The sequence below is a fragment of the Pontibacter akesuensis genome (assembly GCF_001611675.1).
Lineage (GTDB): Bacteria > Bacteroidota > Bacteroidia > Cytophagales > Hymenobacteraceae > Pontibacter > Pontibacter akesuensis.
Map to the genome: position 1 here is coordinate 780,206 of NZ_CP014766.1, position 24,505 is coordinate 804,710.

The following is a 24,505-nucleotide window of genomic DNA, read 5'->3' on the forward strand; positions in this document are numbered from 1 at the left end:
CTTAATAATTCCAGGGATAGAGGTCTGGTTCTTTGCTGCGGCTCTTCATGCGGAGCGGATGTACGGCTTCAGTGTCTTCAAAATAGATGAAGGCGTCGTAGCGCTCAGGAATGATGGTGGGCACGTAGTTGCCGAACATTTCTATCTTCGGGTCATACACCACTCCGATGGCCCGGTGCCCGATGCGCCGTTGCAGTTCGGGCACGTTTTGCAGATCCCTTGAAAGTATGATTTTGTCGTCGGTGCTAATGTTGTGCAGCATGGCTTCCCAGCTTCCCTCGCGGGCAGGCGGCACATCCATTTTCTGCATCGGAGCACCCCAGGAACTGCCGGCAATCACGGTGCCCTGGTAGCCCCCGAATCCCACCAATTTGACGTTTTCGCGGCCATATTGCTCGCGTGCCAGTTGCCCGATGTTATACATGCCGTGGTCGCCCATTTCGGTGTAGCGGGCATCACCAATGTGAGTGTTGTGCTCCCAAACAATGGCCTTGGAGTCGGGTCCGTGGAATTCCAGCAGTCGGTCCAGCGTCTCCATCATGTGGCCGTCGCGCACGTTCCACGATTCCCCGCTGCCCTGTACCATGGCCCGGTAATACTTCTCTGCATTGGCTGCTACCAGGGCATTCTGCTTCGTGTTGAATTCCTGTTCGGGGTCATCCGAAAAAATACGCTGCTGCTGTACTTTCTGCAGCATCTCAATCACCTCCTGCTCGCAGTCGGTCGGCACGAAGGCCGTGGCCTGGGCATACTTCTGCGGGTCGCGGCTAAAGGGCTCGAAGCAGCTGATGGCGTTGCGTGTCGCCTCGGCTGCCTGCCCGTCGGTTTGCTCCAGGTACTTCACAATCTGGTCCAGCGACTCCCACAGGCTGTACACATCAAGCCCATAAAAACCGGCCTTCTCGCCTACTTTGTGCTGGTTATTATACTCGCGCAGCCACTCTACCAACGCGGCCACTTCCCAATTCGCCCACATCCAGGTAGGCCAACGGCGGTACACCTGCAGCACATCGGCAATCTTGCTGGCGGGTTGGTAGCCTTTTATCAGGCGGTTTACAGCGTACGATTCCGGCCAGTCGCCCTCCACGGCAATAAAGTTGAAGCCTTTCTCCTGGATCAGGCGGCGTGAGATGGCGGTGCGCCAGGTGTAGTACTCTGAGGTTCCGTGCGAGGCTTCGCCTAGCATCACCACCCGGGCGTCCCCAATCTCATTTATCAAAACGTCCAGATCCTTCTCTTTGGTAAGTGCGGTATAGTGGAAAGGTTTGTTTGCCATAGTTTTGTGCGTAAAGTATAAAGCGGCGCGTTACTCTAAAATTTGCTGTATTGTACTTTCATTGAACGCTTTATGTTCCACAAAAAAACACCCGCCCCATACTTGGATGGAGCGGGTGGTACTAGCGGTACAAGTATAAATTAGGGTTAACAGCCTGCTATTGCTGGGCAAACACGCGGCGCAGCAGGTCAGTGGTGCGGGCCAGCGGGTTTTCGCGTATCTTCTCCTCCTCCTGGGCTACCAGCACAAACAGGCCATCAATGGCTTTCTGCGTCGCATAGTCGTCCAGGTCCGGGTTTACTTTCTGAGTAAGCGGAATTTTGTTGTACTGGTTCACGATATCAGTGTAGTAGCGGGTGGCATTCGTCTTCTCCAGCGACTTCACCATGATCGGGTTGAAGGCCGTGTAAAGCTGATCTGATGTGGTACGCTTCAGGTATTGCGTGGCAGCGTCCCTGTCGCCACGAAGTATGGCCCAGGCATCCTGAATGGTCATTTGCTTGATGGCACTTACGAAAATCGGAATGGCGCTCTTTGCCGCATCCTCGGCACCGCGGTTCAGGGTCAGCACAAACTTATCCACCTGATCGCCCAGACCAACCTGGCGCAGGGTGTTCTCCACACGCTGCACATCCTCAGGAAAAGGAATTTTGATAAGCGGGTTGCCGAAATAGCCGTTGGTCTGCGAGGCTTGTCCCGCACCGTTGTTGATGCCTACCTCCAGCGCCTGCTTCAGGCCGGATGCCACCTCGCCCTGTGTCAGGGTGCCGGCACCACCAGCGGCAATCACACCATCCATCGTGCGTTGAATATCCGTTACAGAACAAGCCGAGGCACTAAGTGCCACTGCAATCAGCGAAGTGTAAAGTAATTTCTTCATGTATTCTTTTTGTTAATTTACAGTTGATGCTAACACAGGCAAAGGTCTTAAATCTTGTGTCTTGCTACTTGCGTCTCTTTTAAGCAACATCTTTGCCTTTATCAGGTTTAACAGACCAATGCACAAATCAGACCAAAATATATATGAAAGCAGTTATTGCTGAGATCATCACCATCGGAGACGAGATCCTGTACGGCCAGATAGTGGACACCAACTCGGCCTGGATGGGCACAGAACTGACAAAAATAGGCGTTCGGGTAAAGCAGATCACCTCTATCTCGGATAGCGAGGAGCACATTGTGCAGGCCCTGGATGATGCCAAAACCAGAGCCGACATTATAATTATGACAGGCGGCCTCGGCCCCACCAAAGACGACCTGACAAAAACGGTGCTTACCTCCTACTTCCATACTTCTCTGCAGCTGCATGAGCCATCGCTGGCCGATGTGACGGAGCTGTTCAAGGCACGCGGAAAGGACATAACGGAGCTAAACCGGCAGCAGGCGTTTCTGCCGGAAGCCTGCACGCCTGTGCGCAACGTGCTTGGCACCGCGCCGGGCATGTGGTTTGAGCAGGACGGAAAGGTGTTTGTGTCGATGCCAGGGGTGCCGTTTGAGATGAAGCGCATGATGACTGACATCGTGCTGCCACAGCTGCAGGCATACTTCCAAACGCCGCAGATCATGCATAAAGTGGTGCAGACGATCGGCCTGCCGGAATCTATACTTGCCGAGCGCCTCGAGAACTGGGAAACAAATCTGCCCCCGCACCTCAAGTTGGCGTACCTGCCCCACCTCGGCAACGTGCGCTTGCGCCTCACCGGCCAAGGTACCGACAAGGAGCAACTGGAGCAGGAGCTGCAGCAGGAGGTGGATAAACTTGAAGAAATCATCCCAAACCACATTTTTGCGTATGGCGAGGTGAAGCTGGAGGAGGCTGTGGGACGGATGTTAAAAGAAAAGGGCCTGACCATTGCCACGGCTGAGAGCTGCACGGGTGGCTTCCTGGCGCACAAGCTCACCAGCATCAGCGGCAGTTCGGCTTACTACCAGGGCAGCGTTATTGCCTACCACAACGAGGTGAAAACGCGGGAGTTGCACGTGAAACCGGAAACCCTGCAGCAGTATGGCGCCGTAAGCGAGGCAACCGTGCGCGAAATGGCCGAAAACGTGCGCAGAAAATTTAGCACAAGTATAGGCGTAGCTACCAGCGGTATTGCCGGCCCGGACGGCGGAACATCCGAAAAGCCCGTAGGAACCATTTGGATTGCATATGCCGATGAGAAGCAGACGGTGGCCAAGCTGCTGCACTTTAACAAAGACCGGCTGCTGAACATCGAGTACACCACTATGGCGGTGCTGAACCTGGTGCGGCAAAGTTTGAACGCAACGGTTGAGGAATAGGCTAAAATCCTTAACTTTGTTTGCAAATTTGAAAAGACACAAGTATCAGGATACAAGATACAAGACGTACATAAAGTATTGTAGCGCCTGGTAAAGCTGTGAAATCGCGCTGCCCTTTGTCAGATTTATTCTGACCTATACTTATAGCTGGAATCAAGAAACGATCAACGAAAAACGAATAACGACATATATGGCACTTGTAGAAATGGTGATGCCCAAGATGGGCGAGAGTATCATGGAAGGTACCGTTCTGAAATGGCTCAAAAGCGTGGGTGACACGATAGAGCAGGATGAGTCGGTGCTGGAAGTAGCAACCGATAAAGTGGACACGGAGGTACCCGCCCTGCAGGGTGGCGTGCTGAAGGAGATACTGGTACAGGAGGGTGACGTGGTGGCCGTAGGCGCCCCAATCGCTATCATCTCCACCGATGGGGAAGACACAGGTTCTGCTGCCCCTGCTGCTTCTACTGAAACTCCCGCTGCCGCGCCTCAGGCTGCTCCGCAGCAAACGGAAGCCGCCGCTGCGCCTGCTCAGGCATCTGCCAAGCTAGACCAGCCGGCCACCGGCCGTTTCTACTCGCCATTAGTATTGAATATTGCGCGCGAAGAAGGCATTTCGATGCAGGAATTAGAGTTTGTGCCAGGTACTGGTAGCGAAGGCCGTGTGTCGAAGAAAGACATTATCTCCTACCTCGAGAGCCGCAAGAGTGGTGGCGCACAAGCTGCGGCAATCAGCACTTCCGCCCAACAGGCACAGGCGCCACAGCAAGCTGCTACTTCGGCTCCGGCCGCACAGCCGCAGGCTGCTCCTCAGGTGAAACCAGCCGCTTCGTATGGTGGCAATGTGGAACTGATCGAGATGGACCGCATGCGCAAAATGATTGCCGACCGCATGGTGGACAGCAAGCGCATTTCTCCGCACGTTACCTCGTTTGTAGAGGCCGATGTAACGAACCTGGTGAACTGGCGCAACAAGTGGAAGAACGAGTACAAGAAGCGCGAGGGTGAGAACCTCACCTTCACGCCGATCTTCATCGACGCCATTGCCAAGGCCATCAAAGATTACCCAATGATCAACGTGTCCGTTGACGGTGGTACCATCATCCGCCACAAAGACATTAACATTGGTATGGCCGTAGCGCTTCCAAGTGGAAACCTGATCGTGCCGAACATCAAGAATGCAGACCAGCTGAACCTGAATGGCCTGACCAAGAAGGTGAATGACCTGGCTAACCGTGGCCGCATGAACAAGCTGACGCCGGACGACCTGGCAGGCGGTACGTACACCGTTTCGAACGTAGGCTCTTTTGGCAACGTAATGGGCACGCCGATCATCATGCAGCCTCAGGTAGCAATTATGGCCGTTGGTGCCATCAAGAAAAAGCCAGCCGTGATTGAGACACCGGAGGGTGACCTGATTGGTGTTCGCCACTTCATGTACCTGTCCCACTCCTACGACCACCGCGTGGTAGATGGCTCGCTGGGTGGCATGTTCGTGCGCCGTGTGGCTGATTACCTCGAGAACTTTGATGTGAACCAGACAATCTAGTTCTCTGACAAAAGAATTTTAGACATAGGATAAAGGACTTCCTTTTATCTCGTAGCAAAAGCCTGCCTCGCTTAGAGACAGGCTTTTGTTTTGCCCTTCGCTGAACTGAAAGAAAATTTTCACATCTTCACATTTGCAAACCTTCACCTAATAAAGATGAAAACCACCCTACCCTGGATCGTAGCCGCCCTGTTCCTGTTTCTGGCGCTATACTTTTACTGGCAGAAAAATGAGGCTGAGAGTCAGCTGGCGCTGGCGGATAATCCGATAGCTGAGGTCGATCGGGAACTGGAGGATCAAACTGATACCATGGACTTAGGGGAAGACACCATTCTGCCCCCGGACACGACAGACCTGGTGCCGCCGGGCGGAGCCGCCTTTGTAGATGAACTGGGCAGTCTTAGCCAAAGCGATGTGCAGCGCCTGCAGCAAAAAGGGCTGGAGAGCCCGGAAGCAAACCTGAAAAACGACCTCAACAGCAAGCAACGTCAACTGATTCCTGCTGAAGGTACGATGGGTGGCACCATGGCGATCCGCGACAGTCGCATCCTCAACGACCGCTACGCCATGGCCTATTATGAGGATGGCCACTCCGGCGGTTATATGCTCCTGAAGTATACGGTAAGCAACGGCACCATCAACTGGACAGTAGTGGACAACTCGAAGCTTTAAACTTTAGCATAATAGTTGAGTAGAGGAAGTATGAACAAAATCGCCGCCCTATGATGCTACTGCACACGTTTATTTCCCTGCTGCTCTCGCTTATACTTGTTGCTGATAATCCGCTTAAACTACAGCAGGACCTGCAGCGGAACCTGCAGCAATTACAGCAAAGCAACAGCCACTTCATAAGCGACAACAGCCTGCTGGACCCGTCGATACAAACGGTGGCAAACGACCTGCAGCTTTTTGGGCTGGTAGCAAACATCAACCTGGAAAATGCCATCCATAGCCAGCAACAGCAGGGACCGCACCAGGTGCAGCAATGGACCTTCACCGACGGGGCTATCCGCCAGATTACCCAAATTGAAAGCAACATTGTACTTGATACTGTGGTGACGCAGCGCTACCTCAACGGCCGCGCACCTACCCAGCAGCGCATCAATAACAAGTTTACGTTTCGCACCTATGTTGTTTCCACCGATGAGGCGCCAAGTAAGTTGTACTACCTGACCGAAGAAGAGCAGGGCTTGCTGGCCTATACTTCCGGCGAGAAACAAGTGCAGATCACCTATACTTCCCCAAAGCAGGGCCTAAGCGACATACTGCCCAGATATCAGCGGGAGGTGAAGCAATTGGTAGAATTTCTGGTTCAGCGGTAATCCTGTTTATACTTTCAAACTAAATTTACAAGTATAGAAAACGCCTGCCACACTAATGCGGCAGGCGTTTTCTATAATTGGAGTAAAGGCATTTCTTTTAACTCGCTTGCTGCTGTTGCTCCCCATTTCCTGCGATTCGTACCGGAATATCTTTTTGATAGTCGTATAGTTTGATCTCCTGTATGTTGGCAGGCAGTCCGAATCCGTTGTCGAGCAGTGCCTTGGTTACCTCCTGCATAATTTTTCCTTTCAGTAGCACCGTCCCCTTTTTATAATCATCGGTTTCGGTCCAGAAGAACACGCGCAGGTTCACCGTGTTGGTTCCCAGTTCGTCTACAGTGGCATAAGGTGGATCTTTCTCCAGCACGCCCTCCACGCCTAAAGCCGTTCGCTCGATCAGGTCGATGGCATCCTGTATGGGGTTATTGTAGTCGATGCCTACCACAAAATCCATCCGGATGAGCCCGTTGTGGGTGAGGTTTGTAACGGATGAGGTAAGCAGTTTTCCATTTGGAATATAGATATCGCGGCTGTCGAAGGTGCGCAGGTGCGTGGTGCGCAGATCCAATGCCATAACCTTGCCCACCATCTCCTCCACTTCAATAGAGTCTCCCACCTCAAACGGACGGTTAAAAGCCAGTATCAGGCCGGCCAGGAAGTTCTCAGCAATATCTTTAAATGCAAAGCCCAGCACTACCGCCGATACACCGGCACTTGCCAGTATGCCACCCGCCACGCCGCTTAGCCCCAGGGTCTGTAGCACCAGCAGCAAGCCGATGATGACAATGGCCCATTTGGATACCAGCGCTATGTACTTCGTGGTGATTTCGTCGTGCGATTTGCCACTTAGCTTCCCTACAATTATACTTCGAATTTTGTTGGCCAGCCACAGCGCAATGAACAGGATGAGGAACGCAAAGAGAATATTGGGAAGCAGGAAAAGGAATTTTTCCCAATATGTTTCTAACACCGCAGACAAGCCGGAGGCGGAATCACTAATATCAAAATTGTCGTTTTCTTGCATAGCTTTTAGTATAATGATGCAGCAGCTGTTCCTGGTTAGTATAGCTACAAACGGAATCAGTAGCGGGCAGTTTCAGGAGACAGGTTACGTGCCACCCTTGGGGCGCCGCTTTCTTTTGTAACAGCAAACGCGCCCAGGTGTTGTACATCAGCTGAATTTATACTTGTACTGGGCGCTTCTCCCGTTTTACCCGCCAGGAAAAGCTAGTGACAGGCTGCTGCAGTAAATCTGTCGTACTCGCGGCGGCTGTGTTAGGGCAAGTCAGCCAAAAGGCAACATCCCCTGTCCTATCCTGCCATATTGACATAAATAGAGGAGCATTTTCCCCTTGGCACATCCCTTGATAAAAGAGAAGTATCAAACAGGATTTTAAAACAAGAACTATAAATAAAACTATAGAATGGGAAAGATAATTGGTATTGACTTAGGAACAACGAACTCATGCGTGGCCGTAATGGAAGGTAATGAGCCGGTTGTAATTCCTAACAGCGAAGGCCGCCGCACAACTCCGTCTATCGTTGCTTTTTTGGATAACGGAAACGGCGAGCGTAAAGTAGGTGATCCGGCCAAGCGCCAGGCGATCACAAACCCACAGAACACGATAGCTTCTATCAAGCGCTTCATGGGCCACAGCTACAATGAAGTAAGCGAAGAGTCGAAGCAGGTGTCTTACAACGTGGGTCAGGGCAGCAACAACACCGTACGCGTAAAGATTGGCGACAGAGACTATACACCACAGGAGATCTCTGCCATGGTGCTTCAGAAAATGAAGGCGACGGCAGAAGAGTACCTGGGCACAACGGTAACTGAAGCGGTTATTACGGTACCAGCTTACTTCAACGATGCACAGCGCCAGGCTACGAAAGAAGCCGGTCAGATTGCAGGCCTTGAAGTGAAGCGTATCATCAACGAGCCAACAGCAGCAGCGCTTGCCTATGGTTTGGATAAGAAGAGCGTAGACCAGAAGATTGCGGTGTTCGACCTTGGTGGTGGTACGTTCGATATTTCCATACTTGAACTGGGTGATGGTGTATTCGAAGTGCTTTCTACAAACGGTGACACGCACCTGGGTGGTGACGACTTTGACGCCGTGATCATCAACTGGTTGGCTGAAGAGTTTAAGAACGACGAAGGCATTGACCTGCGCAGAGACCCAATGGCCCTGCAGCGTTTGAAAGAAGCTGCTGAAAAGGCGAAGATCGAGCTTTCATCTTCTCAGGAGACAGAGATCAACCTGCCATACATTATGCCGGTTGACGGTGTGCCGAAACACCTGGTGCGCAAGTTAACACGTGCTAAGTTCGAGCAGCTGTCTGATGACCTGATCCGCCGCTCTATGGAGCCATGCCGTCAGGCCCTGAAAGATGCCGGTCTTTCTACTTCCGACATCAACGAGGTGATTCTGGTAGGTGGTTCTACCCGTATTCCGAAAGTGCAGGAAGAAGTGGAGAAGTTCTTCGGCAAGAAGCCTTCAAAAGGTGTAAACCCGGATGAGGTAGTGGCCATTGGTGCCGCGATTCAGGGTGGTGTGTTAACGGGTGAGGTTAAAGACGTGCTCCTGCTGGACGTAACGCCACTTTCACTTGGTATCGAGACAATGGGCGGTGTATTTACCAAACTGATCGAGTCTAACACCACAATTCCAACGAAGAAGTCGGAGACATTCTCCACTGCGTCTGACAACCAGCCGTCGGTAGAGATTCACGTATTGCAGGGTGAGCGCCCAATGGCGAAGGATAACCGTACCATCGGCCGCTTCCACCTGTCTGATATTCCACCAGCACCGCGCGGTGTGCCTCAGATCGAAGTGATTTTTGACATCGATGCGAATGGTATTTTGCACGTAACGGCGAAAGACAAGGCCACTGGCAAAGAGCAGAAGATCCGTATTGAGGCTTCTTCTGGCCTGAGCGAGCAGGAAATCGAGAAAATGCGCCAGGAGGCAGCAGCTAACGCAGAAGCTGACAAGAAGGCGAAGGAAGAAATCGAGAAGCTGAACACAGCTGACTCCATGGTATTCCAGACAGAGAAGCAGCTGAAAGAGTATGGCGACAAACTTTCTGCAGGCAACAAGTCGAACATTGAGTCTGCCCTGGGCCAGCTGAAAACAGCACACGGCGCCAAGGACATCGCTGGTATCGATGCCGCACTGGAAGCCTTGAACAACGCCTGGAGCGCAGCTTCGCAGGAAATGTATGCCGCTACGCAAGGTGATGGCCAGGGTGCCCCAGGTGCTGATGGCAATGGCCAGGCGAATGCAGGTGCCAACGCCGGTGGCGCAGCCAATGATGGCGGTGTAACCGACGTGGACTACGAAGAAGTAGACGGCAGCACAAGCAAGTAATTTAACAACCTGATTCATATAGAAAAGCCCCGCTGGTTTCAGCGGGGCTTTTTTGTTGCTACACCTGTAGAACATAGTTAGCAGTGCACTATAATTATTTCTATATTCGCACCTTTGAATTTATACCCCTTTTTTCTTCATCTTTCTACCATTTCTTATCGAGTACAAGCTAATGAAACACTTTTACTTTACCATTACATTACTTTTTGTTTGCAGCCTGGCCTTTGCCCAAAAGAACTTCCAGAGCGGCTACATTATCCAAAATGGCGATACCCTTCGGGGCTTTATGGATTATCGGGGAGACGTGCGCAATTCGCAGGAAGCCATTTTTAAGCAGAACGAAAGCGCAGCCGCGCAAACTTTTACGCCCGATCAACTGCAGGGCTATGGATTTGATAAGGAGCAGAAAATGTTTGAGTCGCACCTGGTGCCTGCCACTACGGAAGGAGCCGCGCCGCAACGGCTGTTCCTGAACGTTATAGCTAAAGGCAAAGCCAGCCTCTATTACTACCGCGACGCTTTTCAGAAGGAAAACTACTATTTAGCAAAGGACAATGGCGAACTGTTGGCGCTGAAACAGCAAATTCGCTTCGAAACAGATCCGGCTACTGGCAGGAAGCGCAAGGTAACTGACAAAAAATTCTTAAATGTGTTGACTGTTGCCTTAGCAGACTGTCCTAGTATGTCGCGCCAGCAGTTACTGAACGCTAACCTTGCTCATAAATCTTTAATAGGCATTGTAGCGAAGTATAACCAATGTGTCGCACCATCCGAGGTAGCGTATGCTCAGCAAAACAAAAAGTCTGTCATTACCGTTGCGCCTGCCTTTGTCTATGCCCTGTCAAATGTATCTATCTCAGGAGACAGTAAATTAGCAGCACGAGATTTTGAGAACAGCACGGCGCATTACGGAGGTGGTATTAGCGTTAATTTCACCTTGCCTAACCTAAACGAGAAGCTGTCTGTTCAAACAGATTTATTGTATGCTCCCCATAAGTTTTACTCCTATCAATATGAAGAAAACTGGGCGGGAAGAAAAACATCCAGCGAGGCAACGTTTGATTTAGCTTATCTTAAACTTCCCGCGCAACTGCGTTATACTTTCCCAAAAGGTAAAATTCGCCCTTTCTTGAATGCAGGCCCCGTTTTTAGCTACTTAATTAGGTTCAAGGATACAAACATCATTAACAGCTCCTTTTCATCCACAAGCTATACAGAAGAAACAACAGCATTGCCCGAAGATGGTAGCAAGCCTTACTCATTTGGACTAACTTCCGGTGTGGGTTTATCATACATGTTGAATGGAAAAATACTTTCTTTAGAGGCGAGATATGAGGTAACGGAGGGATTCTCTGGAGTAAGCGACGCTGAAACAAAATTACAAAGTACCTATATCATGCTGAGCTACGGCTTTTAAGAATAAAGTACAGTCAATAAAAAAGCCCCGCTGGTTTCAGCGGGGCTTTTCTGTTCTAGGTGAAAATTTAGCAGCAACTGCTTTTTACAGTTGTTCCCACTTTCCTTCACAGTTAACGAGCGGTCTTTCATCTTGTACCAGAAAGAAATTCACAACTATTGAATCTCCTGCTTCTGCAACAAATGGTTCGGTTTCAACTGGTAAATAACCCTAAGAAATAGCTTTTGATTGGCTCCTCACATCAAATGGCTTAACCTTAAACAAGTAAGCGTCAGAACCAGTTTGCTGCGAATAACAGCCAAGTCTCACTATTGAAATCAGCGAAGATTCATCCGATCTTCGTGTAGTTACTACTCCAGTAATTACGGCGCTGTCAGCTGCTTGCAGGCTCTTGCTTTTATACTTTTCAAATGTGTAGCCTCCATTGTTATAAGTAGGCTTCACCACAGTTTCTAAGCTAGAACATCCACTCAATGCAAGAATTAGCAGCAATACATAGTTTGAGACAGCTTTCATAACTTGTTATTGTTTATCATTCGCATCCGGCACCGTTTTCGTTCTGAAACTGGATATTACCATCTGTATCTTCTCCTGTTTACTCAAAGGCACATACCTTTCAGAAATTCGTCAGTTGGCTTGCCGTTAATCTGAACCGCCTTATTAGCTGCATACCCGTCTGTATGCTCCTGTATTACTCCTACTTCAGGAATCCAATATACAGTTGATGCGTGTTTGCCCTGTTGCGCTACAATTTCATACTTGAAAAAGCAGCCAATTTTATCTTTTGATCTGACATAGGTTCGGTTTCCATAGGCCTTGGCCGGATCAATCTTTAGGCTGCCATCCGGTAATTTCTTCATCGCCCCACTCCTATCCGGAGAATCCTGTAGGTTGGTATACAGCACTTTTTCTCCGTTTGCATTGGCCTTAAAGAGCTTTGAGCCTTCCGAAATATAAACAGCAACGTCGCTAATCCTATAGCAGTAGGGAGTACCATCTGTCTGATATTTAACAAATGATTCATTTACATCCGTTAGCTGGAGCAGCATTGTGTTTGAAAGGCTGTACAAGGAATCTATACTTATGCATTTAATAGAATCAATGACACTATTCCGACTAACAGCTTTACCTTTCAGCTCAATTATTTTGTCAGGCACGTGCAGGAACAGCGAGGAGGTAGTCCGTTCAGAACTGGAGTTGCCATTGACATAGTCAATCAGAAAATAATTGTTATCTCTCTGATAGGCTACATCATTTGTTGGCTGAGCGATGGAGTAGCAGCCACATAGAAGTAGAAAGAATATGCTAATTATGGCTATCCGCATACTAATCCAGATCCCGATCCCCGCGCTTCAATTCATCCACCGAGCGCATCACCTTATCTTTCAGGCTGCTTTTATACTTCTCAATTCTATCCGCCACGGCAGCATTGGTAGTGCCGATGATCTGGGCGGCAAGTATACCGGCGTTCAGGGCGCCATCCAGCGCCACGGTGGCTACCGGTACACCACCCGGCATCTGAAGTATGGACAGCACTGAATCCCAGCCATCGATAGAGTTACTCGACTTAACCGGCACACCGATAACGGGAAGTGTGGTTAAGGAGGCAACCATGCCGGGCAAATGCGCTGCGCCGCCGGCTCCAGCTATAATTACTTTCAAGCCGCGCTTACGTGCATTTTCGGCATACTCAAACATGCGGTGCGGCGTGCGGTGCGCTGATACAATTGTCAGCTCGTGGTGCACGCCCAGCAGTTCGAGTATCTCGGCGGCGGCATCCATTACGCGCAAATCCGATTGGCTGCCCATGATAATGCCGACTAAGGGTTGTTGTGAGGTGGTTTCTCCGGCCATTTTTATGCTTTTACTTTAATTACGTTCTTGATTTGAGCGGCACGCTGCTGTGCCTCCTCTATATTTTCCCCAAGTATGGTGATGTGTCCCATTTTGCGGGCGGGGCGGGTATACTTCTTTCCGTAAAGGTGAATGTACACACCTGGCACCGCCAGGGCCTCCTGTAGTCCCTCGTAAGCGGCCTCGCCATCAAAACCGGGTTCCCCCAGCAGGTTCAGCATCACGGCGGCACTTTGAATATCAGTCGCGCCAAGTGGCAGGTTCAGTATGGCGCGCAGGTGCTGCTCGTACTGCGAAGTATAGTTGGCCTTGATGGTGTGATGGCCGCTGTTGTGCGGGCGCGGGGCCACTTCATTCACCAGTATCTGCCCGTCCTTTGTCTGGAACATCTCCACGGCAAGTATACCCACCATGTCAAACGCCTCAATTACGCGGGTGGCAATTTCGATGGCGTGGCGCTGCAGTTTATACGGTACATTGGCCGGCGCGAAAAGTGAATCAACCAGGTTATGCTCCGGGTGAAAGCTTAACTCCACCACCGGGAAAGCCGTTACTTCGCCGTTGGCATTGCGGGCTACAATCACGGAGATCTCCTTCTCAAAGTCCACCAGTTTCTCCAGCACTGTTGGCTCCTCAAAGGCTTTGCTCAAATCGGCTTCGCTTGTCAAACGGGTTACCCCTCTCCCATCATAGCCTTCGCGGCGGAGTTTCTGGAAAGCAGGCAGAAAGTCAAGCTGCTGCTGAAGCTCCTGTTTGTCTTTCAGAAGTATAAAATCGGATGTCGGGATGTTGTGCTGGCGGTAAAACTCCTTCTGCAGTCCTTTGTCCTGAATGGTGCGCACGGTTTTGGCATCCGGGTATACTTTCACGCCCTCCTGCTCCAGTTTCTCCAGCGCATCGGCATTCACGTGCTCTATCTCGATTGTCAGAATGTCGCAGTTCTTGCCGAATTCATATACCGTATCGAAATCGCGGAAGCTGCCTACGTAAAACTCGTGGCAAATGTCTTTGCAGGGTGCGTTTTCGTCGGGGTCCAGCACCAGGGTATAGAGGTTAAAATCGAGCCCGGCCTGCATGAGCATGCGCCCCAACTGGCCGCCGCCAAGTATACCTAGCTTTACTTCTCCTTTCATATTTGTAACGGTTTGGGTTGATCTTCCTTCAAAAATAAGCATTCTATCCGGAGCCGGACGAAAACCTTTAAAACAATATTCGCCGTATAGCCCCTTATTTTTGAATTGCATCAGCAAAGACCTATATTTAAAGCTACGCCACATTTGGGTTTGATTTATACTTATGGAAATTATACTTGCCACGCTTTCTGCCCTTTTCTCAGTTGTTAATCCCTTCGGCGCCATGCCCGTTTTCCTTACCCTCACCCAGGACGACACCGAAGAACAGCGCAACCAGCAGGCCCTGAAAGCATGCTTGTACATGGTCGGTATTCTGGCGATTTTTTTTCTGGCAGGGCAGTATGTGCTTAACTTCTTCGGTATCCGTATTCACGATTTGCGCATTGCCGGTGGCCTGATGATCATGCGCTCGGGCTTTGAGTTGCTGGCACCGGGAGCGAACAAAAAGAAAATAGCCCCCGATGTGGTGGAGGAAGGCCAGTTGAAGGACGACATTTCCTTCACCCCCCTGGCCATGCCGATGCTTTCCGGTCCCGGAGCCATCGCGGTAAGTATAGGTTTGTTCACCACCTCTCTTTCTTATATGGACATGATAATGATCCTGATCGGTATCCTGCTTTTGGCCATTTCCGCGTATATCATACTTCGCTTCTCGTACCAACTCACTCGTTTCATGGGCAAAGCCGGACTAGCCGCACTCTCGCGTATTATGGGCTTTATCGTGCTTTCCATTGGCGTTAACTTTATCGTGTCGGCCCTCACGGCACTGTTCTTTACAGAGCGGTAACTGTCAGGAAATCCAGCGTAGCATTAATCCAGACATCTCACAGGTCTTGCACTTTAGCAGGCTAAGCCACCTTGTGTCCTTCTAAGGCAGATAGCCTCGCACAACATGCTTCTAGGGCAGGTATAACTTGAGGTGGATTTGCTGCTGCTACTGAATTGTTTCCATTCATCGGCTATTCCCGTGGCTGGGTAGCGAGCCTGTACAGGAGGGCGAAAACATCTCCTAATTCCAGCCGATAGAAAATTAATTATACTACAACATCTCCCTAACACTCCCATAACCTCCTCTTTCTACTTTTGCTGCCGACTTAAAACACCTTATGGAGATTATCCTGGCTACATTTTCGGCACTGTTCACCGTAGTAAATCCTTTTGGCGCAATGCCGGTTTTCCTGACATTAACGCAGGACGATTCTCCGTCCTTCAGAAATCAGCAAGCACTGAGAGCCTGCATCTACATGGCGCTGTTGCTCACAGTTTTCTTTTTAGCTGGCCAGTATGTGCTTAACTTTTTCGGGATCAGGATACATGATATTCGTATTGCAGGTGGTTTGATGATTGTGCGGGCAGGGTTTGGCTTACTCACCAGCAAAGCGCACAGGGGTAAAAAAGTATCGAAAGGAGTGCTACAGGAGGGGTTAGAGAAAGACGATATTTCTTTTACACCCCTGGCCATGCCCATGTTATCAGGTCCTGGCTCTATTGCAGTAAGTATAGGCATGTTCACGCCAGCCCTCTCCTATCAGGATATTGGTTTGACGGTGGCAGCAATCGCCTTGGTGGCAGCAATAACCTTTGTCATACTTATTTTTTCGCACCAGCTGATCAATTACATGGGCAAAGCAGGCTTATCGGCTTTATCACGGATTATGGGGTTTATCGTACTTTCCATTGGTGTTAACTTTATCTCCACCGGCATACTGGCCTTGTTAGGCAGGTAACCATAATGCTTAGGTTTCCGGTTACCATCGGCTCAGGATAATCCGTATATTTGCACCATGCAACTGAAGAACGACTTGCTTTTAAGAGCTGCGAGAGGTGAGGCTGTAGAGCGCACTCCTGTGTGGCTTATGCGCCAGGCTGGCCGCATTTTACCTGAATACCGTGCTGTACGCGAGAGCCTTAGCGGTTTTAAGGAGCTGGTGGAAACGCCTGAGCTTGCTGCTGAGGTCACCATCCAACCTGTAGATCTGCTGGATGTGGACGCCGCCATCATTTTCTCCGACATCCTGGTGGTGCCGGAGGCCATGGGCTGCACCTATGAGATGATAGAGAAGCGCGGACCTATTTTCCCAAACACCATCCGCACCGAGGCTGACCTGAAGCGACTTCGCGTGGCCGACCCGCACGAGCACCTGCATTATGTGCTCGATGCTATCAAGGTAACCAAGAAGGCATTAAACGGCCGTGTACCCTTAATCGGTTTTGCCGGGGCTCCCTGGACAATCCTGGCGTACATGGTGGAGGGCAGCGGCTCCAAAACGTTCTCTGTTGCCCGCGGCATGCTGTACACCAACCCTAGAATGGCGCACCAGCTGCTGCGCATGATCACCGATACCACCATTGCCTATCTGCAGGCCCAGGTGGAGGCGGGTGCCAACCTCATTCAGGTGTTCGACTCGTGGGCAGGCATCCTTTCGCCGGCGCTTTACCGCGAATTCGCCCTGCCCTACATCTCTGAAATCTGCAATGCCATCCGCAATGTGCCGGTAACGGTGTTTGCCAAGGGTGCTTTCTTTGCGATGGAAGATTTCAGCAAGCTCAACTGCGAAACCATTGGCCTGGACTGGAATACTGATATAAACTGGGCGCGACAGCAGGTTGGCCCAAATAAAACCCTGCAGGGTAACATGGACCCTTGCCTGCTGTACAGTTCATTCGATAACATTGAGCGGGAGACAATAAAAATGCTGAAGGAGTTCGGCCCCGAGCGCCACATCGCCAACCTGGGCCACGGCGTTTACCCCGACACAGACCCGGAGAAAGTGAAGTGCTTTATCCAGACTGTAAAAGCATACGGCGGTACAATTAACAGTTAACACTTATCACCTCATTATAAAAAAGGGCCTGCTATCAAGTATAGCAGGCCCTTTTTTACTTAATCAGCATACGTATAGCTCATACTGATAAATGATAATTGATAACTGATTATCCTACAGCCAGGTGCGTTGCCGGGTATTTGTAGGCAATAGACGCTGCCCGCGTACTTAAGGCGAGCGCCAGTGTCAGCGTTCCCACCCTGCCCAGGTACATGGAGGCGATAATTACAAACTTGCCCGCATCCGACAAACCAGCCGTAATGCCGGTGCTAAGGCCTACGGTAGCGAAAGCCGAAACCTGCTCAAAAGCGAGATCCAGAACCTCAAACTGTGCATCGGTAATGGTGAGCGTGAACAGGAACAGCATGTTGAACCCTACTGCGAAGGCAAAAACCGTAAAGGCCTTGTAAGCCACAGAATGCGGAATGGTACGATGCCCGATCTCCATGTTCCGCTTGTTTCGGATAGTGGTTACAACCGCGTACAAAATCACCACAAAGGTTGTGGTTTTGATGCCGCCGCCCGTAGATCCGGGTGAGGCCCCGATGAACATCAGGAAGATAAACATCAGCAGCGTGGGCGTGGTAAGGGCCGAGACATCAACGGTGTTGAAGCCTGCGGTGCGTGTGGTAACAGACTGAAAAAACGAGGCAATCACGGCTTCCGCAAAATTCATATGCGACAGCGTGTTAAAGTACTCCAGCAGAAAAAACCCGACGGTGCCGATGGTTATAAGTATAGCAGTTGTATACACGACCACACGCGTCATCATTTTCCAGTTCTTCCAGGGAGCCGCCATCCGCCTGCGCATGGCCGACGGTGAAAAGAGATCCAGAATGGTCGGAAATCCCAGGCCTCCCAGAATAATGAGCACTGTAACCGCAAGGTGCAGCAAATAGGAAAAACGAACAGGCTGGGTGTACAACCCTTCCGGGAAAAGCGAGAAACCTGCGTTACAGAAAGCCGAAACAGAGTGAAAAACGGAGAAGAAGATTTTACTACCAAGGCTGGTGAACTGCATCTCCGGCTCCCACATAAAGAATATCACCACAGCACCCACGCCCTCGATAAAAAGCGTCAGAAAAATGAGTTTACGCAACAGCCCTTTGGTGGAAAACAGCGATTCGCTTTCCAGCAGTTCATACATGGCCACGTGCTGCTTAATGCCCACTCCCTGCTTCATTAAAGAGGCAAAGAACGTGGCAAAGGTAAGTATACCCAAACCGCCCATCTGGATCAAGAGCAGCAGCACCACTTGCCCGGCAAAGGTAAAGTACGTGCCGGGGTCTACCACGGCCAGGCCCGTTACGCAGGAGGCGCTCGTAGACATAAACAGCGCATCAATGAAGCGCATACCATCCGGTGCGTTCGTCATTTTGGGGAGCATGAACAGCCCCGAGCCAAGCAGCACCAGAAACACAAAGCTTAGCAGGAACGTAATGGAGGGCTTTAGCTGAACCGTACGCAGGTGAATTTTGGTTTCCAGCAACTCCACAATCAGGAACACCAGCATGTACAGCGATACCAGCACCCGGTAAATCTCCACCGACAGCGGAATGCCTATTCCCTCAAATATATTGTAGATGATAGGGTAGCCCAGAATATAGGTGCAGAATTGGTTGACGAAGACAACGCCCATCAACAGGCCCTCAAACCATGTACGCCGCAGGAACTTCTTCCGCTCAAATGTGTACAGGATGCGCAGGAAGTAGATGAGCACGAAAATTGCCAGGATGGCGTCAACGGCATAGAACAGCTGGCGCAGTATGGCGGGGTCTTCCACCACTCCATGGGCATACAAAACCAGCCCGACCGCCAGGATAGTTAGCACGTAAGTGGACCGGCGCATAATTTTATACGCCACCAGCTTACTGTCGTACAGGATACGGTTAAGCGATTCTGTGTTCATATGTTTCGAATAGCCTCACCTGATGTGCCTCTTCCAGTAACCGCGTCTTATCAATGGGTACCACGCCTACCTGTTCGCACACCAACCCGCCGCCCAGGTTGCTTAGGCCAGCCATAAAAGGCAACGATGTTCTAAGGGCCATGCACAGTGCGGCTATACTTATCACCGTGTCACCAGCACCGGAAACGTCTGAAATGGCACGGCGGTGTGCGCCGATGTAGGTCTTCTCCTCACCATCAGCCACAAATACGCCCCGCTCCGACAGCGTTACAAGCACCTGCTTTACCTGAAGCCGCTCCTGCAGTTCTTCCACGGCATCCTCAAAGGCCGGCAGGTTCTCATCTGCGAAGTCTACTTTCAGGCCCTCTTTCAGCTCCTTTAAGTTTGGCTTGAAAAGGGTACAACCGACATAGCTTAGGAAATTTTTCTTTTTAGGGTCTATCACGCTTGGAACACCCCGTTCGTTGGCCAGTTGCAGGAAGCGCTGAATGTTTTCTTCCGAAAAAACACCTTTGTCATAATCCTCAAAAATGACCACATCGGCTTTTGCCAGCAGCTGCACAAAGCGCTCCTCCAGATGGCGCTCCTCATACTCCGTCAGGTTATGCTCTATTTCAGAGTCAACACGCAGGAGCTGCTGAGCACCAGCTATGATGCGGTGTTTGATGGTGGTAACCCGCTCCGGGCTCTGTACAATCCCTGTAGTTGGAAGCGCGCGCTCCTCCATCAGCCGTAGATAATCCGCGCCATCCTGATCGTCGCCGATAACGGAGCAGAGCAGCGGCGTAGCCCCCATGGCCTGCACGTTCAGGGCCACGTTGGCAGCACCGCCCAGGCGTTTCTCCCGCTTCACAACATTTACAATGGGTACCGGAGCCTCCGGGGAAATCCGAGTTGACTTGCCCCACAGGTAAGAATCGATCATCACATCGCCCACCACCAGCACTTTCAGGTTGTTGAAGGCCTGGAATATGGCCTCTAAACTTCTCTGTTGCTCCATTACTGCAGTTTTTCTAGGCTTTGCCTGATGCGGCGTAATGCTTCCGTCAGTTTTTCGTCGGAAGCGGCAAAAGAAAAGCGGATGCACTGCGGTGCACCAAAGGCGTCTCCGCTAACAAGGGCCACATGGGCATCTGTTAGTATAAAGAGGCTAAGGTCGCGGGAGTCTTTTATGATTTTGCCTTCGTATTGCTTGCCGAAATAATAACTCACATCCGGAAAAATATAAAAAGCGCCGTCCGGCAGGTAGGTCTTGAATCCGGTGATATCATTCATCAGGTGCAGCACCAGGTCACGGCGGCGGCGGTAGGCCTCAGTCATTTCCCGCGCACTTGCGTTCCCTCCTTTCAGGGCGGCAACTGCCGCTTTCTGGGAGATGGAGCTGGTGCCGGAGGTAATCTGACTTTGCATTTTATCGCAGGCAGCGGCAATTTCCTTGCTGGCCGCCAGATAGCCCACGCGCCAGCCCGTCATGGCATAGCCTTTCGAGAAGCCGTTCACCGTAATCACGCGCTCCCGGATGGAGTCAATGCTGGCCAGGCTAAAGTGCTTGCCACCAAAGTTGATGTACTCGTAAATCTCGTCTGCGATGATGTATACCTGCGGGTGCTTCTCCAGCACACGCGCAATGGCTCTAAGTTCCTCTTCTGTAAACACGGCACCGGTGGGGTTGCAGGGCGAAGAGTACATCACCAGTTTTGTGTCAGAGGTGATGGCTTCCTCCAGCTGCGCGGCTGTTACTTTATAGTCGTTGTCGAGGCGGCCCATTATCGGAACCGGTATTCCCTCGGCCAGCTTTACAATCTCCTCATACGACACCCAAAAAGGGGAAAAGATAATTACCTCGTCACCAGGGTTGGTAAGGCAGAGCACGGCATTGGCTATACTTTGCTTTGCCCCCGTGGATACAACGATGTTCTCAGGCGCGAAATCCAGGTTGTTGTCACGCTTAAACTTCTGCACAATCTCCTGGCGCAGTTCCGGATATCCGGCAACGGGCGTATAGAAGGTAAAGCCATCGTCAATTGCCTGCTTGGCCGCATCCTTAATGTACTGGGGCGTCTGAAAATCAGGTTCACCAAAGCTCAGGTTGATCATATCAAATCCCTGGGCAGCCAATTCGCGTGATTTCTTGGCCATGGCAATCGTCTGAGATTCGGCGAGTGCCAGTATTCTATCGGAAAGTATGGCTTTCGCCTCTTCTGTTTCTTGCATAAGCAGTGCGTTAAGCTCGCAATTTACTTATAATGCCACAGACTTTCCAGCGATTGCCCTCATAATCCAAATCAGTTTGACAAAACCTCGGTAGGAGCAAGAAAAACGGCGGGAAGCAAGTATAGAGACGTAAAGGAGCGTAACACTACCAGAGGTTTTGCGGACAGAGCACTCCGGCTTTGTTAAAGATGCGCATGCCCAGCACCACCTCATGGTTGCCGCTGCCCATTCCATTAATGGCAGGAACTCCCTGGTCGTAGGCGTAGCCCAAGTCAAACACCTCGCTGATGGTGACACCCGCCAATACGGCGAACTTGCTCGTTTGCCGGTACGTGCCGCCTATCCACACCCTGTTGTCATACACCGCGCGAAGGCTGAAATCCACGGAACCTGGAAGCGGCTGCTGCCACATCACCATCATGGAAGGAATCAGGTCTACCCTGTCTACCACGTTGAAGCGGTAGGCGCCTGTCAGAAAGTAGTGCTCGTACAGCAGGCTCCGCTCCTCTACCGAGTTATCGAAGTTAATTGAGTTTGCCAGCAGTTGTGCGGCAGAGGACCCGATGTAGAAATTGTCGCTGTACAGCCAGAGGCCGACTGAAAGGTTAGGTTTCACCATATTCCAGTCTGAATTGGCAGCATCGGCCTTGTTTGCGAACGTGAGCTCGTAGGAGCGCAGTTTCTGCTGAATCAGCCCTGCGCTAACCCCGCCCGACAGCCTTACGTTGCGGGAAAGGCCGATGTGGTAGGCGTAGGCAAGGCTTGCCTCTGTCCGGGCAAATGCACCATAGCGGTCGTGCACTGCCAGAATTCCGATGCCGTGGTGCGGCCGGAACTGCTCACTGATGCGCCCTGAGTTGTTTCCGGCCCCAAAGGAGGGCATGGATTTGCCGGACCTTTTCATACCTCCCCTGGACGTGTTGCCGAGTGGCGCATGCGCGCTGACGTAGTATGTTGTAGGCGCCCCCTCGATACCCGACATTTGCGATCTGCTTCCAAGCTTCACATCGGCATACTTCTCTATACCGGCTATGGCAGGGTTAAGCAGGTAATTGTTGATGGTATACTGGCTATACTGTGGCTTTTGTTGGCCAAGCACCAGGAAAGGGACAAAGGCAACGCTAATAAAGAGTAAAAGCTGTTTCATAGGCACGAAATCTCTGCAGTTCTTCTAATTAACAATATTCAGGTAGCCGGTAAACTTGCTCTTGCCGGGTATGGTGATCAGGTAAAAGTAGGTACTGACGGGCAGCGGCGCATTCCGGTATGTTCCGTTCCACTCGCCCCGGTAGTTGGTTCGCTCATACACTAGGGTTCCCCAGCGGTTGTATATCTCCACCTTCGCATCCGGGAAATACTCAATGTTTTCGATCTCCCAGGTATCATTTACCCCGTCGCCATTCGGTGAGAAAGCATTGGGAATGACGAGTAACTGGCGCACGGTTACCACCACGCTGGTGGTATCCTGACAGCCCTCCTCGTTTTTCACGGTCAGCGTGTAGCGGGTAGTTTGCTCAGGAGTTGCAGTAGGGGTGGCACTTGTCGGGTTATCCAACCCAAGGGCAGGGCTCCAGCTATAGTTTGCCCCGCCGCTGCCAAGAAGCCGTGTGCTCTCCCCTGACTGTATTTCGATATCCTGCACACTGGCAACAGCCTGCGGCACAGGGAACACCAAAGCCTGCACAGGCACCCGGCTGCTCTCACAGCCATTCCGCACCAGCGACACATAGTAAGTTCTGGAGTTCTGCAAAGCAGGGGTTGTGAAAGTGGCATCTGTAGCACCCGCAAGCGCTGTGGCCGTGGTGGCGTTATCGTACCAGCGGTATTCGCCGTTAGCTCCCCCTCTGGCCGTAAGCGTTAAGCTACCAGGGCCGCATACACTCATATCCTGTACCTGAGGTGCCGCGGGAGCGGGCTTTACGTTCACTTTTATTTTGTTTGAGGACAGGGTAGAGCCGCAATCATTCTGTACTGTCAGGGCGTACTCGCCGCTTTGGTTTACATCCAGGGTGTTTGCCCCACCGCTAATTTCCTGTCCGTTGCGCAGCCAGGTGTAGCTCAGGTTACTGTTTGCTGTTACACTTAATTTGACGCTGCCTCCTTCACAGAACTCTAAAGCACCGCTTGCCTTAATTTCCGGTGCCGCAGGTTTTGTATTGATATTTGCCTGCACCCGCACCCGCTCACTCTCGCATTCCCCATTCGTGATGGCCACATAGTACGAAGTTGACTCTGACAGGACAGGCGTAGTGAAGACCGCTTCATTTCCGACAGGAGTTCCACCGCTGGCACTTGTGTACCACCGGTACATGCCAGGGCTACCACCTGAGGCAGTAAGGGTTAATGCTGACTTAGTACACCCCGTTACATTTTGTGCTACTGGCTTCACCGGCAGATTAAGTAGCTCCACGCGCTGCCCGTTGCTGCTGCTGCTGTAGGTGCCGCACAGGTTGGTTATCTGCGCCGTATAGGTACCGGCTTCTTTGGCCACAAGCGTACGGGTGTTCCCGGCGATGGGATTTCCGTTTCTGAACCAGGCATAAGTCACATCCTTATACTCAGGCACCGACAGTGTTACGCTTCCCCCGGTGCAAAACACCAGTGAGCCCGCAGCCTGCACCTCAAAAGAAGCAATGGGCTCTAATATTTTAAACTCCACCCTGTTGGAGCTTGTAACCAAACCACAAAAGTTAGATAGCTCTACCGTATACACACCTGCTTCTGTAGCTGTAAACTCATTGGACTCGCTGCTTACAGGTATGCCGTCTTTCTTCCATACATAGGATGCCCCCTCCTGCTCAGGTATAGATAACTTCAGGCTTCCCTGCTGGCATACAATCAGAGGATCGGTATACTCTATTTTGGGTCTGTTGAGCTTAGTCGCAACCGATACCTCCAGATCATCCGACTTACCGGTGCAGCCATTGACATCCACCACCTCCACGCTATAAATTCCTGATTGAGACACGGTAATGGAGCGTGTGGTAGCGCCTGTGCTCCATTTATAGCTTCTACCTTCCGTTGCAGTCAGCAAAACGCTTCCGCCGGCACACAGTGTGGTTGGGCCGTTGGTTGTGATGGTTGGTTTAGTAGGAGAAGTACAAAGGGGATTAGTTTGTGCGGATAAATTTACTGCTTCACGACCATACGCAACTGGTGCAGTAAGTAGTGGAAACAGCACAAGAACAAAAAGCAGTAAATATATTGGCCAGCGTGTTAGGCTGTCTGGGCCTAAGGGTGAGGCTTGCATAGACGCTTAATATGTGTGGTACAGATTGTACGTTTTACTTGATAGAATATGATTTGTTACATATTAAGCTATAAATTTCAATGTTTAAACTAATTTAAAGCTAAT

At 51.0% G+C, this 24,505-nt stretch carries 21 protein-coding genes; 9 read left to right on the forward strand and 12 right to left on the reverse strand.

Annotated features, from left to right (window positions below):
* Position 1: 1 nt before the first annotated feature.
* Both A0W33_RS03230 and A0W33_RS03235 read right to left on the reverse strand, forming a co-directional pair.
* On the reverse strand, positions 2-1,276 hold the full coding sequence (locus A0W33_RS03230) for an erythromycin esterase family protein (RefSeq protein WP_068836837.1): 1,275 nt from the start codon (positions 1,274-1,276) through the stop codon (positions 2-4).
* Between the two features lie 157 nt (positions 1,277-1,433).
* A complete protein-coding gene (locus A0W33_RS03235; RefSeq protein WP_068836838.1) occupies positions 1,434-2,156 on the reverse strand; it encodes a DUF4197 domain-containing protein in 723 nt (240 codons plus the stop codon).
* Positions 2,157-2,299: 143 nt separating this feature from the next.
* Between A0W33_RS03235 and A0W33_RS03240 the strand changes: the two genes are divergently transcribed.
* The 4 genes from A0W33_RS03240 to A0W33_RS03255 all read left to right on the forward strand — a co-directional run bounded on the left by A0W33_RS03240 (position 2,300) and on the right by A0W33_RS03255 (position 6,430).
* Complete coding sequence (locus A0W33_RS03240; protein WP_068836839.1) at positions 2,300-3,559, forward strand: competence/damage-inducible protein A; 1,260 nt, start codon at positions 2,300-2,302, stop codon at positions 3,557-3,559.
* Positions 3,560-3,749: 190 nt separating this feature from the next.
* Entirely contained in the window at positions 3,750-5,108 is a 1,359-nt protein-coding gene (locus tag A0W33_RS03245; protein WP_068836840.1) for a dihydrolipoamide acetyltransferase family protein, read from the forward strand.
* 156 nt (positions 5,109-5,264) lie between these two features.
* The gene (locus A0W33_RS03250; RefSeq protein ID WP_068839899.1) at positions 5,265-5,780 is read left to right on the forward strand and encodes a hypothetical protein; all 516 of its coding nucleotides are present in this window, start codon (positions 5,265-5,267) and stop codon (positions 5,778-5,780) included.
* A gap of 50 nt (positions 5,781-5,830) precedes the next feature.
* Positions 5,831-6,430 carry a hypothetical protein gene (locus A0W33_RS03255; protein WP_068836841.1) on the forward strand — a complete coding sequence of 200 codons (600 nt, stop codon included), beginning with the start codon at positions 5,831-5,833 and terminating at the stop codon, positions 6,428-6,430.
* 97 nt (positions 6,431-6,527) lie between these two features.
* On the opposite strand, the gene A0W33_RS03260 is transcribed toward A0W33_RS03255, so the two are convergent.
* On the reverse strand, positions 6,528-7,454 hold the full coding sequence (locus tag A0W33_RS03260; protein ID WP_068836842.1) for a mechanosensitive ion channel family protein: 927 nt from the start codon (positions 7,452-7,454) through the stop codon (positions 6,528-6,530).
* 400 nt (positions 7,455-7,854) lie between these two features.
* Between A0W33_RS03260 and dnaK the strand changes: the two genes are divergently transcribed.
* Positions 7,855-9,798: a molecular chaperone DnaK gene (gene dnaK, locus A0W33_RS03265; protein ID WP_068836843.1), complete on the forward strand. Its 1,944-nt coding sequence runs from the start codon at positions 7,855-7,857 to the stop codon at positions 9,796-9,798.
* A gap of 304 nt (positions 9,799-10,102) precedes the next feature.
* The gene (locus A0W33_RS03270) at positions 10,103-11,215 is read left to right on the forward strand and encodes a porin family protein (RefSeq protein WP_172798080.1); all 1,113 of its coding nucleotides are present in this window, start codon (positions 10,103-10,105) and stop codon (positions 11,213-11,215) included.
* Positions 11,216-11,425: 210 nt separating this feature from the next.
* Here A0W33_RS03270 and A0W33_RS20820 read toward each other — a convergent pair whose 3' ends face one another.
* From A0W33_RS20820 to A0W33_RS03285, 4 genes are all read right to left on the reverse strand, one after another.
* Positions 11,426-11,731 carry a hypothetical protein gene (locus tag A0W33_RS20820; RefSeq protein ID WP_139237113.1) on the reverse strand — a complete coding sequence of 102 codons (306 nt, stop codon included), beginning with the start codon at positions 11,729-11,731 and terminating at the stop codon, positions 11,426-11,428.
* Positions 11,732-11,814: 83 nt separating this feature from the next.
* A complete protein-coding gene (locus A0W33_RS03275) occupies positions 11,815-12,372 on the reverse strand; it encodes a hypothetical protein (protein WP_216637171.1) in 558 nt (185 codons plus the stop codon).
* Positions 12,373-12,541: 169 nt separating this feature from the next.
* Positions 12,542-13,069 (reverse strand): 5-(carboxyamino)imidazole ribonucleotide mutase, encoded by a 528-nt coding sequence (gene purE, locus A0W33_RS03280; protein ID WP_068836846.1) that lies wholly within the window; start codon positions 13,067-13,069, stop codon positions 12,542-12,544.
* A gap of 2 nt (positions 13,070-13,071) precedes the next feature.
* Entirely contained in the window at positions 13,072-14,202 is a 1,131-nt protein-coding gene (locus A0W33_RS03285; RefSeq protein ID WP_068836847.1) for a 5-(carboxyamino)imidazole ribonucleotide synthase, read from the reverse strand.
* Between the two features lie 163 nt (positions 14,203-14,365).
* Between A0W33_RS03285 and A0W33_RS03290 the strand changes: the two genes are divergently transcribed.
* The 3 genes from A0W33_RS03290 to hemE all read left to right on the forward strand — a co-directional run bounded on the left by A0W33_RS03290 (position 14,366) and on the right by hemE (position 17,027).
* Positions 14,366-14,989 (forward strand): MarC family NAAT transporter, encoded by a 624-nt coding sequence (locus tag A0W33_RS03290; protein ID WP_068836848.1) that lies wholly within the window; start codon positions 14,366-14,368, stop codon positions 14,987-14,989.
* 319 nt (positions 14,990-15,308) lie between these two features.
* Positions 15,309-15,929, forward strand: a complete 621-nt coding sequence (locus A0W33_RS03295; RefSeq protein WP_068836849.1) for a MarC family protein — start codon at positions 15,309-15,311, stop codon at positions 15,927-15,929.
* Between the two features lie 57 nt (positions 15,930-15,986).
* Positions 15,987-17,027 carry a uroporphyrinogen decarboxylase gene (gene hemE / locus A0W33_RS03300; RefSeq protein WP_068836850.1) on the forward strand — a complete coding sequence of 347 codons (1,041 nt, stop codon included), beginning with the start codon at positions 15,987-15,989 and terminating at the stop codon, positions 17,025-17,027.
* 109 nt (positions 17,028-17,136) lie between these two features.
* On the opposite strand, the gene A0W33_RS03305 is transcribed toward hemE, so the two are convergent.
* From A0W33_RS03305 to A0W33_RS03325, 5 genes are all read right to left on the reverse strand, one after another.
* Positions 17,137-18,936 (reverse strand): TrkH family potassium uptake protein, encoded by a 1,800-nt coding sequence (locus A0W33_RS03305; RefSeq protein ID WP_068836851.1) that lies wholly within the window; start codon positions 18,934-18,936, stop codon positions 17,137-17,139.
* Complete coding sequence (locus A0W33_RS03310; protein WP_068836852.1) at positions 18,917-19,936, reverse strand: bifunctional heptose 7-phosphate kinase/heptose 1-phosphate adenyltransferase; 1,020 nt, start codon at positions 19,934-19,936, stop codon at positions 18,917-18,919. Before A0W33_RS03310 ends, A0W33_RS03305 begins: the two co-directional genes overlap by 20 nt.
* Positions 19,936-21,150 carry a pyridoxal phosphate-dependent aminotransferase gene (locus tag A0W33_RS03315; RefSeq protein WP_068836853.1) on the reverse strand — a complete coding sequence of 405 codons (1,215 nt, stop codon included), beginning with the start codon at positions 21,148-21,150 and terminating at the stop codon, positions 19,936-19,938. Before A0W33_RS03315 ends, A0W33_RS03310 begins: the two co-directional genes overlap by 1 nt.
* A gap of 145 nt (positions 21,151-21,295) precedes the next feature.
* Positions 21,296-22,297 (reverse strand): PorP/SprF family type IX secretion system membrane protein, encoded by a 1,002-nt coding sequence (locus tag A0W33_RS03320; protein ID WP_068836854.1) that lies wholly within the window; start codon positions 22,295-22,297, stop codon positions 21,296-21,298.
* 24 nt (positions 22,298-22,321) lie between these two features.
* Entirely contained in the window at positions 22,322-24,184 is a 1,863-nt protein-coding gene (locus tag A0W33_RS03325; RefSeq protein WP_172798081.1) for a gliding motility-associated C-terminal domain-containing protein, read from the reverse strand.
* Positions 24,185-24,505 lie beyond the last annotated feature (321 nt).